Genomic DNA, 17,865 nt, shown 5'->3' with positions numbered 1-17,865 from the left:
TTATGCAGATGGTTTAACGCAGGAAGTCGCCCGCGGCTTCAGGCTGATATTCGAGTTCCAGCACTTCGAGATGGGTGGAGGCGCCGCCCGGCAGTTCCCAGTGAATGGTGTCGCCGACGCGCAGTCCCAGCAACGCCGCGCCGACGGGCGCGATTACCGAAAGCTGGGTACTGCTATCCGTCATATTGGCGGGGTACACCAGCGTCCGCACGCGTGTTTCACCATCGCTCAAATTGCGGAATTTAACGCGGCTGTTCATGGTGACGACATCGTTCGGCATCTCTTGTGGGGAACACATTTGCGCGCGATCCAGTTCGGCGTTGAGCGCGTCGGCAATCGGCAGATCCGCATACGCAGGCTGTTCCAGAAGACGATCAATACGTTCGGCGTCAAGGTCGTTAATGATAATAGTGGGTCTGGACATTTCTTACTCCATGTCATCGATACTGCGAGTAGTGCAGGTAAATGGTCCCAAAAGAAAACCCTCACCGTCTGGCGGCGAGGGTTTAACTCTCATGATGATACTGAGACTTACCCCGTCTTTGAAGTGATTTAGTTCACATTCGGGTAAATCCTCAAACGTCATAGCCCTGAGTGAATTTTAGTCTACATTCGGGCGTGTTCTCAAATGTGGCTACGGTTTTAAACCTCTGCTTCGTCAATAACCGGCTTTATCGATAATAAACTGTTTCCCGCAGTTGCCGGGATGCGGCTGCGGCAGGAATGAGGCAGAGGAGAGCGGGGCGTTAATCATCGACGCCTTTAATGAAAACTGAATCTCTGTTAAATAGGCGGGATTGCCATGGCAGTTTACTTTAACGGCTTTGACATTATCCTGGCCCCACGTTTGTGCGACGACGCTATCAAACTCAGCGCGGCTAACGGTCTTGCCGTAATTATCCGCCAGAAACTGCCCCAGCGCGCTGTCTTTTATCGCCTTATCCAGCCGTATCATGGTGCCGAAATAGGCATTGGGATCAAACCCGAAACAGGCGCCATGTTTGGCATATTCGTAGCGCTCCAGACAGGAATTCCCCCCCGCGCCGGGCATCACTTCCTTAAGCGCTGTCGCGATGTCAGGCGAAAGTCCGGGGGCGGGGGCGGAGCATTTCCGGCTGGCCTTGACTTCAGGCAGATTCGGGATTGGCCGCGTCGCACAACCAAAGCGCTGCCAGCGTCTCTGGTCAACACCGCGTGCGGCGATAGACTTGGGTAATCCTGGCCACAGGCCGTGGACGGTCAGAAAGTCTGCTTTGTTGGCTGGCTCTTTTTGCAGACGGCACTCATCGGGTTCCCGATGGCGGCGTTCATGCTGGCTTTGACAAAAACCGGTTTGCCAGGAAAGCGCCAGCACATAGTCAGTGAAATCACCGTACTGTTGCGCCTGAAGTTCGTCGGCGTTGGCGGCAAAAATTGGGGTTAAGAGGACAGCCAGCAGCGGACTGTAATGCCATATTGTGTTCATGATGAATTCGATAATTTATACACATTATGAATGTTACCCATTTAATCATAAAAAATGCCGCTCAGGTGAACCTGAACGGCATCATTTTTAACCTACGTTGGCGTAATGTTTAATTCCACATTGCCAGAATCGGCCAGCCCACCAGCAACAGCATCGCGATATAGATAACGCCAAAGATTGCGCCAAGCCGCCAGTAGTCTTTGGATTTCACGTAACCGCAGCCATAGATAATCACACCAGGGCCGGTGGCATACGGCGTCAGACAGCCCATGATACCGATAGACAGCACCAGCAGAATACACAGTTGTTCCATCGGAACGCCCGGAATGCCTTTACCCACCGCCAGAATGACCGGCAGCATGGTCGCAGTGTGAGCGGAAAGGCTGGCGAACAGATAGTGCGCGAAATAGAACACCAGTACCAGTACAATGACGGTTGCATCCGGCGAGAAACCTTCCAGATGCGTACTCATGGTATTGGCGAACCAGTCAATAAAGCCGGAGCGGGTTAAGCCATTGGCCATGACCACCAGAGTAGCGAGGTTCACCAGGGTGTTCCAGGCGCTGTTGTAGCGCGTAATGTCTTTCCACGGCACAACATGCAGCGCCAGCATCAGCGAGACGGCCAGCAGACCCACGGCAGTGGCGTTGATGATTTTTCCACCAAAAACCCACAATCCTAAGCTAAGCAGCACCAGGCCAATCAGCGTCCACTCTTTGCGGGACAGACGCCCCATGTTTTTTAACTCGCCGCCAGCCCAGGCTGCGACTTCCGCACTGTGGGTCACTTCAGGTTTATAAAGCACATAGGAGAGCCACGGCGCAACGATCAGTAAAATAATCCCTACCGGCAGAAAGCTGAGAAACCACTGCAGCCAGCTAATCTGGACGCCGGCGATCTTGCTGACGAACTCCAGACCTAACACGTTTGGCGCCGCGCCAGTGACAAACATCGAAGAGCTCAGGCTGGTACTGATCACCATCATCCACATCAAATAACCGCCGATGCGGCGTGCGGAAGGATCGTTTGGAAACGATTTAAACAGCGGCGGCAGGTTCTTGATGACCGGGAAGACAGTACCGCCGGTACGAGCCGTATTGGAGGGAGTAAACGGCGCCAGCAAAATATCGATAATGACAATCGCATAGCCGAGCGTCAGCGTGCGTTTACCCATGAATTTTACCAGAAACAGCGCAATGCGGCGCCCCAGCCCGGTCACTTCGTAGCCCAGCGCGAAAATAAACGCGCCGAAAACCAGCCAGACCGTGGTGCTGGAGAAACCGGCAAGCCCCCATTTCAGCGCCTGTTTACTGGCGTTAAACGCCGGATCGGCCAGTTCTGAAGCGTCAAATAGCAGGTAATTGCTGCCGATAACGCAAATGGTTACGGCGATAAAACTGATCGCTGTCGCCGGGATCGGCTCCAGGATCATACCGACAATCATCGCGACGAAAACCGCAAAATAGTGCCAGGCCTGCGGCGGCATACCATCTGGAACAGGAATTAGCAACATGACGCCCATCACCACTAATGGGGCCAACAACTTCCATATATTATCTTTGGATAAAGACATAAATGACTCTCCGGAAAGGATATTTTCTATAATTGTGTTAATGATTAACTTGCGAAATTTGCGCTAAAAACCAGGTCACGATCAGCAGATCGGCGCTACCGCCTGGGCTGAGATTGCGTTCAATGCATTGCTGATCGAACCGGTGGAGATAAACGAGATCGTCAGGCGTCCGTATGCCGCCCTGATGTAATAAGACCGCCGCCTGCTGCTGTAACCAGCGCAGACCGTCCGCCCCGCCGCGCGACGCGACGTTGGTATCGCCGTTAAGTGACATCAGCAGCAGTAAGGTATCAAGCAGCGCCAGTTCGGGATCGCGCCCCTGCGCCAGCAATGCGCGGTAGTGCGGCAACGCGTGGCGGATGACCAGCGGATAGCCCGCTTCCGCTTCACCGCGCGCGCCGGTTAATCCCAGTTGCTGATACAGCCGCTGGCCTGCGGTGAGCTGTAGGTTGTTCTGGCGCAGTTCGCGCGTGGTCAGGCCGCGGCAAAAATCGGCGGCGGTAGCGCAGAGTGTTTCTGCAGCGATCGGCTGGCGTAGCTGATACAGGCGGCCAATGGCGGCGCACAGTAACCCCAGCGAGAAAATGCTGCCTTTATGGGTATTGACGCCCGCCGTTGCGCGAAACATCGCTGCTTCACAGGCCATCCCCAATGGACGCAGGCCCGCCAGAACTGACTCTGGCGGCAGGCGCGTGCAGCTGGCGCCATATTCCATAAAGCGCGGCAGCCAGTGTCGAATCGCCTCCGCGCTGCGGTGAAAATCCGCCAGCGCCATATCTTTGTGCGCGCCGCAGTTTAGTCGGTCTACCAGACCGGGTTTTGGCGATAAATTTACCTCGGTCAGCATGGCGCGCCAGGCCAAATCGGCCCAGGCGTCATACAGCGACTGAGGCTGAATGGAGGCGTTAGTCGGGTTGGCAGGAATCGGCATCATGCAGCAGCGCCTCCATATGAATCAGTAAATCAGTCAGCGCGTGGGTTTTACCCCGCGCGCATTCAGCCGCGCTTTGCCCGCACAGCAGACAGCGGCGAGCGGGAAGCGCGAAATGGCGGCGGGAGAGTATTTCGCCTTCCGCCGTCAGGACATCGATATCCCACAGGCGCCCCAGTGGATAACGCTGTTCAAGTGCGATGGTCGCCTGTTTGAGCGCCTGAGCGGGCGCGTCAATCGCCAGCAGCCCTTCCGGCCCGCTGGCGGAAGCCAGTGCAGCCTGCTCCCGGATGGTCCAGCCATACTCTTCTGCCAGCGTGTGCAGGGCAGTCACGCCGTGATTAAAGATCCGGCGGGTTAACGCGCTGTCTTTCATCGGGCCTGGCGCCACCACGGTAAAGGAGACCAGCGGAGTGGCGTGACGCGTTAGCCAGGCGCGCTGTCTTGCTTGTCTCTCATCCCGGCTGGCGAGCAGCTCAGGAATAGAAACATCGTGACAGGTGGCGAGTTCAGGAAACAGGCGCATGGCTTATTCCTTCACCTGATGCACCACATCGATCACTGAACCGTCGCGATAACGCACGACAGCAATCACGCGGTCGGTGAATTCGATAGGGCGGGGCTGACCGGTAAGCAGTTGCGCGCGTTCGCGCAGCCACTCAATCGATACCACTTTCATTCCCGCTGCTTGCAGTCGTTCAGCCAGCTCCGGACGCGCCGGGTTGACGGCGATACCGTGATCGGTGACCAGAATGTCGACGCTGGAGCCTGGTGTGACGCAGGTGGTGACGTTATCAACCAGCGTTGGGATGCGACCACGCACCAGCGGCGCGACGATGATGGACAGCGCCGCCGCGACGGCGGTATCGCAGTGACCGCCGGACGCGCCGCGTAGAACACCGTCGGAGCCGGTCAGCACGTTAACATTGAAGTGGGTGTCTACTTCCAGCGCGCTCAGTACCACCACGTCCAGACGGTCGACGGAAGCGCCTTTAGAGCCCCAGTTGGCGTACTGGTTAGCGCTGATTTCGATATGGTTTGGGTTGCGGGCCAAAGATTGCGCAGCGTTACGATCGAAGCTCTGCACGTCAAGCAGTTTGCGGATTAAGCCCTTTTCATGCAGGTCGACCATGGTGGCGGTGATACCGCCCAGCGCGAAATTAGCCACAATGTTGCGGCTACGCATTTTGTCTTCCAGGAAGCGGGTGACCGCCAGCGATGCGCCGCCGGTGCCGGTTTGCAGGGAGAAACCTTCGTTGAAGTAGCCGGAGTGAGCAATGACTTCCGCCGCGCTGCGGGCGATCAGCAGTTCACGCGGATTAGTGGTCATGCGGGTCGCGCCAGCGCCGATTTTGTTTGCATCACCGACTTCTTCGATTTGCACGATCAGATCAACCTGATCCTGAGCGATGCTTGCCGGGTTATGCGGATACGGCAGCAGTTGCTCCGTCAGCATCACGACCTGCTTCGCGCTGTCGGCATCCACCATCGCGTAGCCCAGTGAACCGCAACAGGCTTTGCCGGTATAACCGTTAGCATTACCGAATTCATCGCAGGAGGGCACGCCAAGAAATGCAACATCAATATTGAGTTCGCCGCTTTGTACCAGATGTACACGACCGCCGTGGGAGTGAATCTGAACCGGCTCAGCCAGCAAGCCGCGAGAAATTTCTTCCGCCAGCGGGCCGCGCAGGCCTGACGTGTAGATGCGGCTGACCACCCCGTTACGAATGTGTTCAACCAGCGGCGCATGGCAGTCGCTCAGCGAACTGGAGGCCAGCGTCAGGTTTTTGAAGCCCATCTTCGCGATGGTTTCCATCACCAGGTTAATCGTCAGATCGCCGCCGCGAAACGCGTGGTGAAAGGAGACCGTCATGCCGTCGCGTAAACCGGAACGGCGGATGGCCTCTTCCAGGCTGGCGCACAGTTTGTGGTCGCGCGGTTTTTGCGCTTGTAGATCCAATTTTGCCGCACTGTGGTAAGCGCTCAGTTCGCTTTCAGCGTGACGGCTCCAGGCGGCTACGCGATCCTGGCGTTGAGATTCATTTTTCTGCGTCATTTTTTTGCCTTATTCTTCGCGAATACCGGAAAGTTCTGCACGGGAGAGCACCAGACGGGCGCGTTCAATCACCGGGCTGTCGACCATCTTGCCGTTAAGGGAAACGACGCCGAGACCTTCGCGGGCGGCGGCTTCTGCGGCTTCAACGACCAGACGCGCATGGGCGACCTCTTTACGCGTCGGCGCATAAAGGTTGTGCAGCAGTTCTATTTGGCGGGGGTTGATCAGTGACTTACCGTCAAAGCCCAACTGTTTAATGTGGGCGGCTTCTTGCAGGAAACCGGCTTCGTTGTTGGCGTCGGAATAGACGGTATCGAAGGCCTGAATGCCGGCGGAACGCGCGGCCTGCAAAATGGCGCAGCGGGCGAACAGCAGTTCGGTGCCTTCCGGAGAGCGTTCGGTGCGTAGGTTGCGAACATAGTCTTCCGCGCCCAGCGCAATCCCGATCAACCGTTCAGAGGCGTGGGCGATTTCTACCGCGCGGGTAATACCCAGCGGCGATTCCACGGCAGCTAACAGGCCGGTACTGCCCGGTTCGCGACCGCAGGCGTTTTCAATGCGCAGAATTTCGTTTTCGATATCAATGACGTCCTGCGCGGTGTCGGTTTTCGGTAAACGCACCACGTCCGCGCCGCCGCGCACGACCGCTTCCAGATCGTTGACGCCCCATTCGGAATCCAGCGCATTCACGCGGACAATGGTTTCGACGTCACGGTAAAGCGGGTGTTGCAGCGCGTGATATACCAGACGGCGCGCCGCATCTTTTTCGCGTAATGCAACGGAGTCTTCCAGGTCGAACATCAGCGCGTCGGCCGGGTAGATAAACGAATTGCTCACCATCGCCGCGTTGGCGCCCGGTACGAATAACATACTGCGGCGGGTGCGGGTTTTACGTTGTTGCAGAGAGGCGGAAATCATTGGCGATCCTCCCAGGGCAGAGCGGCAATACCGCTGGCGCGCGCCAGTAGCGTTTCCAGTCGGGCGCGCAAAATGCAGTCCAGAGCGCCTTTATCATCGACGTTCAGTTGTACGCCGCGCACGTCGTAGCGAGAAAGCACCTCCAGGATGGTGGCGCGAATGGCCTCGCCAAACTGTTTTTCAACGCTACTGTTGATTTGCAGGTCAATATCCTGCGTATCGAGCGGCGCAATGCGTATCATCACATCGCCGGACTCAAGCGTGCCTGCGACGGCTAGCTGGTTTATTTTCATTTTTCACCTGTTGCTAAGACGGGGGACTTTTGACGGGCTGCCGCGCTGCCCGGATGGCGTTCGACCATGCCCTGCAAATAGCGCAGGGTGGCGTCGGGAACCAGCGGCGCGATAGCCGTGAGATCGTGTTTAACCAGCAGCTTGCGTACCCAGGAGGCGGATATCGGCGTCTCCTGGAAGCAAAGCCGCTCTATTTCCACCATCGTAATGGGTGGGGCGGGAAGCGTTGGCGTCTCCAGCCAGAAACGCATATCAAGGTTGTACTGGGCGGTAACGGTGCAAAACGGTTCCGTACCGACAAAGCGGTGTGTGATGCCAAGCGCGGGCGCCAGATACTGGCGAAAAATCTTCAGGTCGATTTCGGTATAACAGTGATTAATGACGCTCTGCTCTTTAATGAAATAGCAGGGGAACGTCGCCCGAGAAATAATGTATTCGGAGCCGCGGTGAACGGTTAAGCGCGGGATATCGGTGGTCCCTTTAAGAACCAGATCGAGTCGGTCTTCATAGGGAAAGCGTGATGTATCTTCTTTGACCAGGAACAGATGCAGCCAGTCGCACTGTGCCGCCGCCTGTTGGATCAGATAGCGATGGCCGTGCGTGAAAGGATTGGCGTTCATCACAATACAGCCAATTTTCTTTCCCTCATGACGCAATGTCGCCAGCGATTCCGCATACCGTTTCAACCGGGTCGCGCTATTTTCCATTAAGACCATCACGCCAGGGACGCTGGCTATCGTCGAAAAGCTGCACTGTTTAAACAGCGCTTCGTATTCCGTTTTGGTATAAATAAAAAGATGGGTGCAGTGCCGTTCCCAGGCGAGATTAATCAATTCCGTCGCCAGCGTTAACGCTAAGCCTTCACCGCGTACTGATTCGCTAATGGCCACGCATTTAATGATATTTCCGGCAATACCGCCGCAGGCAATAAGACGGTCATCACGGCTGACGGTAATAAACACTTCTACAGTGGTATCGACGCTTAAATCATTCTCTTTGAGAAAGTGAGCGATCTCCGCCATTTTTTTATTTTCAGAGCGTTTTACCCGAGTGAATACATTATTGCCAAACATAGTAAGAAATATCCTGGTGATATGCTTGTTGCCACTTTTCTGTATATGTTGCGCTGTGTTGCAACTTGATAACTTTTTCTTTTCAGTCAGAGTGGGAGTTTTTTTATGACGAGTTATTTATTTTTCTCTCTGACGTATACATCGTAAGGAGTATTTTGGTGGTAAATTTTGATTTATTTCACAAAGCGTTAGATGGTTTTTAAGTGTTTTATGGTTTTAAGTTTTTTAATTAATTTAATCGCCATTCCGGCGGTGGGTTTTAGTTGTTTAATTGATTTAATGTGGGGAATCTGTAACGATTGGTTTTTATATGCATCAAGATGCTGAAAACATTTTTATTACATTTGCGATAAATCTGAAGAGAAATGCCCATAAGGAACCTTAATGTCCTATCAGAAAAATAAAAAGCTGTTTCCTTTTTTTCGGCAACTCGCGTTTCCGTTACGTATTTTTCTGCTCATTCTGGTGGTTTCTGTTTTCATCGTGGCAGCGTTAGCACAATATTTGTCTGCCAGTTTCGAAGATTATCTGGCGTCCCATGTTCGTGATATGGCGATGAATCAGGCAAAAATTATTGCTTCTAACGACAGCATTATCGCTGCCGTAAAAAACCGGGACTATAAACGCCTGGCGATAATTGCGAATAAACTGCAGCGCGGGACGGATTTTGACTATGTGGTGATAGGCGATCGCCACTCGATCCGGCTTTACCATCCGAATCCGGAAAAAATCGGCTATCCCATGCAGTTTACGAAACCCGGCGCGCTGGAAAGAGGAGAAAGTTATTTCATTACCGGTAAGGGCTCAATAGGGATGGCGATGCGCGCCAAAACGCCTATCTTTGACAACGAAGGCAACGTGATCGGCGTTGTTTCAATTGGCTATCTGGTCAGTAAAATCGACTCCTGGCGGCTGGACTTCTTATTACCGATGGCGGGGGTTTTTGTCCTGTTGCTGGTGGTATTAATGCTGCTTTCCTGGTTTTTCGCCGCGCATATCCGCCGACAAATGCTGGGCATGGAGCCGAAACAGATTGCGCGCGTGGTACGCCAGCAGGAGGCGTTGTTTAGCTCGGTTTATGAAGGGCTGATCGCCGTTGATCCGGAGGGACATATTACCGCGATTAACCGCAGTGCGAGAAAAATGTTGGGGCTGCCGTCGCCGGGGCGTCAGTGGCTGGGCAAGCTGATCGCGGAAGTCGTCAATCCGGCAGACTTTTTTACCTGCCAGATCGCAGAAAGACGCCAGGACGTGATGGCCAACTTCAATGGCCTGAGCGTCATCGCCAATCGTGAGGCTATCCGTTCCGGCGAGGAGCTGCTGGGCGCTATTATTAGTTTTCGCAGCAAAGATGAAATCGCGACGTTGAACGCGCAGCTAACCCAGATTAAACAGTATGTTGAGAGCCTGCGCACGCTACGCCATGAGCACCTGAACTGGATGTCGACTCTGAACGGCCTGCTGCAAATGAAAGAGTATGATCGGGTCAGAGAGATGGTGCAGGGTGAGTCGCAGGCGCAGCAGCAACTTATTGATAGTTTACGCGGCGCCTTCGCCGATCGTCAGGTGGCCGGTTTGCTGTTTGGCAAAGTTCAGCGCGCGCGTGAACTGGGGCTCAAGATGGTGATTGTTCCCGGCAGCCAGCTACATCAACTGCCGGAGGGGCTGGATAGCACGGAGTTCGCCGCCATCGTCGGGAATCTGCTGGATAACGCGTTTGAGGCGAGTTTACGTACACAGGAAGGCGACAATACCATCGAACTTTTCCTGAGCGACGAGGGCGACGAGGTGGTAATAGAGGTCGCCGACCAGGGCTGCGGCGTTCCTGAAGCGCTGCGGGAAAAGATTTTTGAACAGGGCGTAAGTACCCGCACCGACGAACCCGGTGAGCATGGTATCGGGTTATATCTGATTGCAAGTTATGTGGGGCGCTGTGGCGGGGTCATTACGCTGGAAGACAATGATCCTTGTGGCACCTTATTTTCTTTATTCCTTCCGAAAGTGAAAAAAAACGATGACAGAACCATTAACCCTATTGATCGTTGAGGATGAAACGCTGCTGGCGGAGATGCACGCAGAATATATCCGCCATATTCCTGGCTTTAAGCAGATATGGCTGGCGGGCAATCTGGCGCAGGCGAGAATGATGATTGACCGGTTCAAACCTGGATTAATTCTGTTGGATAATTATCTGCCGGATGGGAAGGGGATTACGCTGCTGCATGAATTAATGCAGTCGCGCTATCCCGGCGGCGTTGTGTTTACGACCGCCGCCAGTGACATGGAGACGGTAGCGGAAGCGGTACGTAGCGGCGCGTTTGATTATCTGGTCAAACCTATTGCTTATGAGCGTTTGGGGCAGACGCTGACCCGCTATCAACAGCGCAGACGTATGCTGGCGAGCGCGGATAGCGCAAGCCAGAAGCAGATAGATGAAATGTTCAACGCCTATGCGCGCGGCGAACCGAAAGGGGATTTGCCGACAGGTATTGATGCCTTAACCCTTAATGCGGTGATGAAGCTGTTTGCCGATCCAACCGTACGCCATACGGCTGAAACGGTCGCGCAGGCCTTAACGATAAGCCGCACCACATCCCGACGCTACCTGGAATATTGCGCGAGTCGGCACCTGATTGTCGCAGAGATTATTCATGGCAAAGTGGGCAGGCCGCAGCGTATTTACCACGGCGGCTAAGCCTGGTTTAAGATGCCGGGGCGATGTTTTCCCTCGCCCCGGCTTACCGGCTATCAGCCGCCAGTAACGGCGGAAGAGGCGCCTGGCACCATAATTTCCGTGGCGATAATGACGATCAACAGACCGACGATGACCGGAACGGACGTGCGTTTCACCACTTCAAACGGTGATATTTTAGCCATCCCGGCGACAGCGACCACGACGCCGGAGACCGGCGAAATCGTGCGCCCCAGGTTTGAGGCTTGCAGCATTGGGATAGATAAATAGGCTGGGTTGATACCGGAGGAGTGCGCCAGTTTAGGGATCATCTCAACAAAGGCGTAAAAAGGCGCATTGCCTGAACCGGTGGTCATCGCGGCCAGCATGGTTAAAATCACTAAGACCAGCATCAGAATAATGCTGGCGGAGCCAAAAGAAGTGGCAATCGAGATCAGACTTTGGATAAAGCCAATGGTGCTCAGCCCTTGGGCGAAAACGCCCGCCGCGACCAGCAGCATCACAACGCCGGCAAACGCATCCGCCATGCCGCGATAAGCCACTTCCAGGCCGGAAAACACATTTTGCGTGTTGAAGCCGCGCACGAATTCCAGCACGGCGGCCAGCAGCATACAGATCACCAGAATGGTAATAATGTGCAACTGCGGCCCCCATTTACCGTCAAAAATCAGTACGCCGATAATGGGCGTGAACGGTAAAAGGGCATAAAACGCCGGGGCCGTGGTGGTAATCTCCGCCACGTCCAGCATCTCATGTGAAATGTTCTCTTTTTTATCCAGATAGCGTTGCCAGAAAAAGTGCGCAATCGCCATACCGATAATGGCGGCGATGGAAATTGGCAGCGTGGTTTTGAACGCGAAATCGATTAACGGCATCTCCGCCGCTTTTGCGGCTAAAACCACATCGCCAGACGTTGGCGAGAGGATAATGGCGGCCGGAGAGGCGCAAATAGCCGCCGCCGCGCCGCGGCTAATGCCGACGTTGACCATCACCGGGAAGAGAGTAGCCATGAGCAGTACGCCAAGCCCCGTCGCGGAAGAGACGGCCAGCGACATCAGGCAGGCGACAAAATAGGCGGCAATCATCAACAGGTAGGGCGAGTTTATATACTGTAAAGGTTTCGACGCCAGCTTCACAACCATATCATTTGCGCCGATATGCGTCATATAGGCGGCAAAGCCGCATAGCATCATGATCATCATGCCAAGATCGCCGCCGCGACTCATAAGCAAAATTTTGATGTATTCAACAATATCTGTTGCGGTATAGCCGGTACTGGTTTCGCTGGCAGGTAATACCTTATGCCCCATCAGCGCGCTGATAATAAGCAGAACCAGACCGCCGACAAATAAAACGCCAGTGGCGGAATATCCCTTAATGATGTAGCGTGCTACACCCACAATAACGACGACTCCGATAAGGAGTTCTATAACTGTTAGCATTGTTTCCCCTGTCTTATCGACACCCAGAGTAAAAATAAGAGCCACAAAAGTGGTATAAAAATGTACCGAATAAAGGATGGCGCCTTACTGATTAAAATCACGGCGCGGTTATTTTTTCATGTCATCGCTAAAGATGAAATATGCTTATACGAATTTTCTGTAGCGCTATAAGTATTAATTTATTGTTATTTTATTGTTTTGTTTGTTGTGCTTTGTTTTGTGTTTTTTGTGAAAGCTTATTAAGGAGCGCGTGACGGTTCTGAGTGCTAAATCAAACGCCGTTAACCCGATACTCTCTCAGATTATTCTCTGTTTATAGTTTGTTAAGATTTTATTCAGGTTAATGTTGTTATTATCACAGTCGAATTTTTGAACGGTATGTATGTTGCGATGATCATCAGAAAGTATTTTCTTATTATTGCTCTCCTTTTGATGCCATGGCTGGCTATTCCTTCAGTCTCTGCGGCGGATAAAGGGTGGTTTAACACGTTTACCGATAACGTCGCAGAAACGTGGCGACAGCCTGAGCATTATGATTTGTATGTCCCCGCCATTACCTGGCATGCGCGCTTTGCCTACGATAAAGAGAAAACGGATCGCTATAACGAGCGGCCGTGGGGCGTTGGTTTTGGTCAGTCCCGCTGGGACGACAAAGGCAACTGGCATGGCCTCTATATGACGGCCTTTAAAGATTCATTTAACAAATGGGAACCCATAGGCGGTTATGGCTGGGAAAAAACCTGGCGACCGCTGGAAGACGATAATTTTCGCCTTGGACTGGGCTTTACCGCAGGCGTTACCGCGCGCGACAACTGGAATTATATTCCCATCCCTGTGCTGTTGCCTTTAGCGTCGATAGGCTATGGTCCCGCTACCTTTCAGATGACCTACATTCCGGGTTCGTATAACAACGGAAACGTCTATTTCGCCTGGATGCGTTTCCAGTTTTGATGGGGAAGGGCATGCTTCAGTTGTGAATTAAAAAGTCTTAAAAAACAATAAGTAGCTAGAGTTAGCTAAAAATTAACGCGATATTTATCACTTTTTCGCAAAGTTCGACTGGACAAAATGCATCACAATTGTTGTACTGGTATCCGACACAGCATTTGTGTCTATTTTTCATGTAAAGGTAATTTTGATGTCTAAGATTAAAGGTAACGTTAAGTGGTTTAATGAATCCAAAGGATTCGGTTTCATTACTCCGGAAGATGGCAGCAAAGACGTGTTTGTACACTTCTCTGCAATCCAGACCAATGGTTTTAAAACTCTGGCTGAAGGTCAGCGCGTAGAGTTCGAAATCACTAACGGTGCCAAAGGCCCTTCCGCTGCAAACGTAACTGCTCTGTAAGCATACGTCCGACAGCAAGATTTCAAAACCCGCCCTTTCGGCGGGTTTTTTTTGCGCTTAACGCGCCGCTGCGGCGGAAAATAGCCAGAATGCCAGCGCCGTCATGGCAAACGAACCTAACAGGTTAATCAGCACATTCAGCAGCGCCCAGCCAAAGCGCCCCTCTTGCAGCAAGAATACCACTTCGGCAGAAAAAGTAGAAAAGGTCGTCAGGCCGCCGCAAAAGCCGGTTGTGATGAGCACTTTCCACATCGGATCGATATGTGTCATGCGGTTAAACCAGGCGAACCCCATGCCGATAATAAACGCGCCAAGCAAATTTGCTGTTAGCGTACCGATGGGAATCGCCTGATGAAGCGGATTAAAACGCATACTGAGCATCCACCGGGCTACGCTCCCCGTTCCACCGCCGATAAAAACTGCTAAAAGAAGCTGTAACACTGCCGAATCCTTTATTTAATTGCTATACAAGAGGAGTGTAACGCCGAACACGCATAATTGGCGAGTCCTGACAGAGGTGTGGGAGGGGATATGTTCGTTGCAGCCGGGCAGTTTGTGGTGAGTTCTGTATGGGAAGAGAATGCGCAAGTTTGCGTTTCGTTAATGGCTCAGGCGGCGGGCCGCGGCGTATCGCTTCTGGTGTTGCCTGAGGGGATATTAGCGCGAGATGACATCGACCTTGACCTGCCGATTCGCGCCGCGCAGCCGCTGGATGGCGCGTTTATGACGCGGCTTCTGGAAGAAAGCGCTCATAATAATATGACGACGATATTCACTATCCTTGTCCCGTCAACGCCTGGACGGGCGGTTAATATGCTGGTGGCGCTACGGGCGGGTCACATTGTCGCGCGTTACGCGAAGCTGCATCTCTATGATGCGTTTTCGATGCAAGAATCCCAAAGTATTGATGCCGGAACCGTTATCGCGCCTGTGCTGGACGTGGAGGGGGTTAAGGTGGGGCTTATGACCTGTTATGACCTGCGCTTTCCGGACATGGCGCTAGCGCTGGCTTTACAGGGGGCTGACGTATTGGCGCTGCCGACGGGCTGGGTTCGCGGCCCGTTGAAAGAGCAGCAGTGGTCGACGCTGCTGGCGGCGAGAGCGCTGGATACCACCAGCTATATGATTGCGGCCGGGGAGTGTGGTAATCGTAATATTGGTCAAAGTCGTATTATCGATCCGTTGGGGGTAACGATAGCCGCGGCAGCCGATCGTCCGGCGCTGATCGTCGCGGAAATATTCAGAGAACGAATAGACCAGGTGCGGGAGCAACTTCCTCTTTTGCAGCAACGACGATTTGCGCCACCGCAATTATTATGATGTTTTTTTACGCAAAGCTTGATTCACCTTGTTACAGATTGCTATTGTGTGCGCGCGTCGAAAGACCGTTAATATTCTCAGGTTAATCCGGCGCGTTACGCAGCCTGTTTTTAGTGAAGAAGGTATCTATGGGTGAGATTAGTATTACCAAACTGCTGGTGGTTGCCGCACTGGTTGTTCTGCTGTTTGGTACCAAGAAGTTACGTACGCTGGGCGGAGACCTGGGCACGGCGATTAAAGGATTCAAGAAAGCAATGAACGATGAAGACGCGGGCGTTAAGAAAGACGTCGACGGTAGCGTTCAGGCTGAAAAACTCTCGCACAAAGAGTAATAGCGCGATGCGCTTGCTCCGCAGAGTAAAAAAACCGGCGAGTTGCCGGTTTTTTTTGCCTGAAATGTAAGCGTCTATTACACGATCATTTCACTTCCATGCCTTTGGCCTGGAGATCAGCATGGTACGAAGAACGTACAAAGGGGCCACAGGCGGCATGGGTAAAGCCCATCGCCAGGGCTTCCGCTTTCATCTCGTCAAACTCTTCCGGGCTGACATAACGCTGTACCGGCAGGTGATGGCGGCTTGGCTGTAGATACTGACCAAGCGTCAGCATGGTAACGCCGTGACGGCGTAAATCGCGCATAACCTCAATGATTTCCGCATTGGTTTCGCCTAAGCCCACCATCAGACCCGATTTTGTCGGAATTTCCGGGTGCGCTTCTTTGAAGCGTTCCAGTAATTTCAGCGACCAGTTGTAATCGGCGCCCGGACGAACCTGGCGGTAGATACGTGGCACGTTTTCCAGGTTGTGGTTAAACACATCCGGCGGCGTCGCGTTAAGGATATCCAGCGCGCGATCCATACGTCCACGGAAGTCTGGCACCAGGGTCTCTATTTTTATCTCCGGGCTTTTGGCACGGATGGCGGTGATGCAGTCAGCAAAATGCTGGGCGCCGCCGTCACGCAGATCGTCACGGTCGACAGAGGTGATGACCACATAGCGTAGCGCCATGTCGGCGATCGTTTGCGCCAGTTTCTGCGGCTCTTCCGCATCCGGCGCAACGGGGCGGCCATGGGCGACATCACAGAACGGACAGCGGCGAGTGCAAATGGCGCCAAGGATCATAAACGTAGCGGTACCGTGGTTGAAACATTCAGCCAGGTTTGGGCAAGACGCTTCCTCGCAGACAGAATGCAGGCCATTTTTGCGCATTGCGGCTTTGATGCCCTGGATACGGGTAGAATCCGCCGGAAGTTTTATTTTCATCCATTCCGGTTTACGTAGTAGAGCGTCGCGCTCTGTGACCACATTTTTAACCGGGATAAGAGCCATCTTATCGGCATCGCGGTATTTTACACCGCGTTCCATCACAATGGGTTTACTCATAGCGTGCGTGTTCCAGTTGCGAATAACGAAGGAAAGCGTTTCAATTCAAGGGAAAGTTGTATTTATCAACTATTTTTGAATTTGTGACACGCAGTATATCATTGATAAGGGCCATAAAGCAGCCTGACAGCCCGGCAAAATGTAAAATAGTTGTTGTTTTGTGCTGTTTGCCCATATCTTCCGTGACCTGAATGCAACATTTTTGTCAGAACGCCTCACGGATGATATCAATGACGTTCTCCAGCACCGGATCGCGCAGACTCAGTTTATTGTAATGCAGCGAGAATTCGACCTGTTCACTATTCACCGGCGCGTAGGGAAGGCGTTCAAGCGGCCAGCAGCGGCTAAATAAGTCGTAGAAGCGGGTGGGCATCAGTCCCAGCAGATCGCTGCTGGCGATCAGCGAGGCAATGGTAAAAATATTGTAGCTGCTAAAACTGATTTGCTGATCGGGAAATGTCTCCTGCAGTCGCTGGCGCAGGAGGGAAAGATGTTGTCCCTCCAGCATCAGAAAGGTGTGATCCGCGCTGTTCAGTCTCTCTTCAGTAATGGCGTTCGCCAGACACGGGTGATGCTGGCGGCAGACAATCTCAAGCGTATCGCTAAACAGGACGTGATGCTGGATGCTCCGGTTGTTATAGCTATGGGTATTGATAATGAGATCGGTCTGAAACTGACTAAGCTGGCTTTCGGCATCGTCTACCGGAATGTTGCGCAGCAAAAGCTGAGGATAACGCGGCCTGATGGCCTGGTAAATAATCGGCATTACTAGCGCGCCGACCGAAGGCGTCGTGCCAATTGTAATGGTACGTTGCTTATCATAGCTGCCCGTAAGATCCAGGGCGCCAAGAATAGATTCCAGCCCCTGGCTGATGTATTCGTGCAGATGCGTAGCATACGTCGTGGGCGTTACGCCCTGGCCTTTGCGAATAAACAGCGGATCGGGAAATATAGTCCGTAATTTTTGAATGGACTGGCTGATGGCTGACGGCGTCAGGTTAAGAATTTTCGCTGCATTGACGATCCCTTTATGGACATATACGGCCTCGAAAATCGTCAACAGATTGAGGTCAATATTTCTCAGTGTTCTGAAAATTTGCGGTTTGTCTTGTAGGTGTTGATCGGCCGGTTGTCTTTCTGCCTGATTATTATCACTCACGCTCTGGCTCCGAATTCATTCGTATTATGAATAATAGATGAAATAGTATATTTTGCATTTATGAATTGGTTTTAAAATTACTCTTATGAATGTATTTTTAGTCATTTCAATAAGATAAGTAACAGCAAGGCCGGGATTTTGGTCACGGAAAATTCCTCATCATGAGGACTGAAGAGGCCATGCCGCCTGGCGGCTACAGCAGGGATATA

At 52.8% G+C, this 17,865-nt stretch carries 19 protein-coding genes; 6 read left to right on the top strand and 13 right to left on the bottom strand.

The features are described 5' to 3' along the window. Window positions 1–13: 13 nt before the first annotated feature. The 9 genes from rnk to citC form a co-directional block, all read right to left on the bottom strand. On the bottom strand, window positions 14–424 hold the full coding sequence (gene rnk / locus ACLJTG_RS10390) for a nucleoside diphosphate kinase regulator (protein WP_064000846.1): 411 nt from the start codon (window positions 422–424) through the stop codon (window positions 14–16). Window positions 425–658: 234 nt separating this feature from the next. Then, complete coding sequence (rna, locus tag ACLJTG_RS10385) at window positions 659–1,465, bottom strand: ribonuclease I (protein ID WP_079951138.1); 807 nt, start codon at window positions 1,463–1,465, stop codon at window positions 659–661. Window positions 1,466–1,574: 109 nt separating this feature from the next. After that, window positions 1,575–3,038: a citrate/succinate antiporter CitT gene (citT, locus tag ACLJTG_RS10380; protein ID WP_000059039.1), complete on the bottom strand. Its 1,464-nt coding sequence runs from the start codon at window positions 3,036–3,038 to the stop codon at window positions 1,575–1,577. Window positions 3,039–3,075: 37 nt separating this feature from the next. After that, window positions 3,076–3,972, bottom strand: coding sequence for a triphosphoribosyl-dephospho-CoA synthase CitG (gene citG, locus ACLJTG_RS10375; RefSeq protein WP_000982655.1), 897 nt, complete (start codon window positions 3,970–3,972; stop codon window positions 3,076–3,078). Next, window positions 3,944–4,495 carry a citrate lyase holo-[acyl-carrier protein] synthase gene (gene citX / locus ACLJTG_RS10370; protein WP_001236071.1) on the bottom strand — a complete coding sequence of 184 codons (552 nt, stop codon included), beginning with the start codon at window positions 4,493–4,495 and terminating at the stop codon, window positions 3,944–3,946. Before citX ends, citG begins: the two co-directional genes overlap by 29 nt. Window positions 4,496–4,498: 3 nt before the next feature. Then, window positions 4,499–6,028, bottom strand: a complete 1,530-nt coding sequence (gene citF, locus ACLJTG_RS10365) for a citrate lyase subunit alpha (RefSeq protein ID WP_052932426.1) — start codon at window positions 6,026–6,028, stop codon at window positions 4,499–4,501. A 9-nt stretch (window positions 6,029–6,037) separates the two neighbouring features. Further along, window positions 6,038–6,946: a citrate (pro-3S)-lyase subunit beta gene (gene citE / locus ACLJTG_RS10360; RefSeq protein ID WP_000622342.1), complete on the bottom strand. Its 909-nt coding sequence runs from the start codon at window positions 6,944–6,946 to the stop codon at window positions 6,038–6,040. Continuing rightward, window positions 6,943–7,239, bottom strand: a complete 297-nt coding sequence (gene citD / locus ACLJTG_RS10355) for a citrate lyase acyl carrier protein (RefSeq protein ID WP_000700679.1) — start codon at window positions 7,237–7,239, stop codon at window positions 6,943–6,945. The genes citE and citD overlap by 4 nt, the downstream gene beginning before the upstream one ends. Next, a complete protein-coding gene (citC, locus tag ACLJTG_RS10350; RefSeq protein ID WP_023194264.1) occupies window positions 7,236–8,312 on the bottom strand; it encodes a [citrate (pro-3S)-lyase] ligase in 1,077 nt (358 codons plus the stop codon). The genes citD and citC overlap by 4 nt, the downstream gene beginning before the upstream one ends. Before the next feature lie 384 nt (window positions 8,313–8,696). Between citC and dpiB the strand changes: the two genes are divergently transcribed. Both dpiB and dpiA read left to right on the top strand, forming a co-directional pair. After that, complete coding sequence (gene dpiB, locus ACLJTG_RS10345) at window positions 8,697–10,358, top strand: sensor histidine kinase DpiB (protein WP_000121814.1); 1,662 nt, start codon at window positions 8,697–8,699, stop codon at window positions 10,356–10,358. Further along, window positions 10,327–11,007 carry a two-component response regulator DpiA gene (gene dpiA, locus ACLJTG_RS10340; protein WP_000138779.1) on the top strand — a complete coding sequence of 227 codons (681 nt, stop codon included), beginning with the start codon at window positions 10,327–10,329 and terminating at the stop codon, window positions 11,005–11,007. The genes dpiB and dpiA overlap by 32 nt, the downstream gene beginning before the upstream one ends. A 53-nt stretch (window positions 11,008–11,060) precedes the next feature. Here the strand turns inward: dpiA and dcuC are convergent, their stop codons facing one another. Next, entirely contained in the window at window positions 11,061–12,446 is a 1,386-nt protein-coding gene (gene dcuC, locus ACLJTG_RS10335) for an anaerobic C4-dicarboxylate transporter DcuC (protein ID WP_000958619.1), read from the bottom strand. Between the two features lie 378 nt (window positions 12,447–12,824). Between dcuC and pagP the strand changes: the two genes are divergently transcribed. After that, on the top strand, window positions 12,825–13,397 hold the full coding sequence (gene pagP, locus ACLJTG_RS10330; RefSeq protein WP_198898233.1) for a lipid IV(A) palmitoyltransferase PagP: 573 nt from the start codon (window positions 12,825–12,827) through the stop codon (window positions 13,395–13,397). 187 nt (window positions 13,398–13,584) lie between these two features. Next, a complete protein-coding gene (gene cspE / locus ACLJTG_RS10325; protein ID WP_000034826.1) occupies window positions 13,585–13,794 on the top strand; it encodes a transcription antiterminator/RNA stability regulator CspE in 210 nt (69 codons plus the stop codon). Window positions 13,795–13,851: 57 nt separating this feature from the next. Here cspE and crcB read toward each other — a convergent pair whose 3' ends face one another. Next, the gene (gene crcB / locus ACLJTG_RS10320; protein ID WP_000939753.1) at window positions 13,852–14,235 is read right to left on the bottom strand and encodes a fluoride efflux transporter CrcB; all 384 of its coding nucleotides are present in this window, start codon (window positions 14,233–14,235) and stop codon (window positions 13,852–13,854) included. A 90-nt stretch (window positions 14,236–14,325) separates the two neighbouring features. Between crcB and ACLJTG_RS10315 the strand changes: the two genes are divergently transcribed. Further along, on the top strand, window positions 14,326–15,114 hold the full coding sequence (locus ACLJTG_RS10315) for a deaminated glutathione amidase (RefSeq protein ID WP_000495780.1): 789 nt from the start codon (window positions 14,326–14,328) through the stop codon (window positions 15,112–15,114). Between the two features lie 128 nt (window positions 15,115–15,242). Then, complete coding sequence (gene tatE, locus ACLJTG_RS10310) at window positions 15,243–15,446, top strand: twin-arginine translocase subunit TatE (RefSeq protein ID WP_000503938.1); 204 nt, start codon at window positions 15,243–15,245, stop codon at window positions 15,444–15,446. 85 nt (window positions 15,447–15,531) lie between these two features. Here tatE and lipA read toward each other — a convergent pair whose 3' ends face one another. Next, window positions 15,532–16,497, bottom strand: coding sequence for a lipoyl synthase (lipA, locus tag ACLJTG_RS10305; RefSeq protein ID WP_000042640.1), 966 nt, complete (start codon window positions 16,495–16,497; stop codon window positions 15,532–15,534). A 205-nt stretch (window positions 16,498–16,702) separates the two neighbouring features. Further along, on the bottom strand, window positions 16,703–17,656 hold the full coding sequence (locus ACLJTG_RS10300; protein ID WP_001282817.1) for a YbeF family transcriptional regulator: 954 nt from the start codon (window positions 17,654–17,656) through the stop codon (window positions 16,703–16,705). Window positions 17,657–17,865 lie beyond the last annotated feature (209 nt).

The organism is Salmonella sp. SAL00672 (genome assembly GCF_046552175.1).
Lineage (GTDB): Bacteria > Pseudomonadota > Gammaproteobacteria > Enterobacterales > Enterobacteriaceae > Salmonella > Salmonella enterica.
This window is presented reverse-complemented; position numbering and strand designations above follow the sequence as displayed.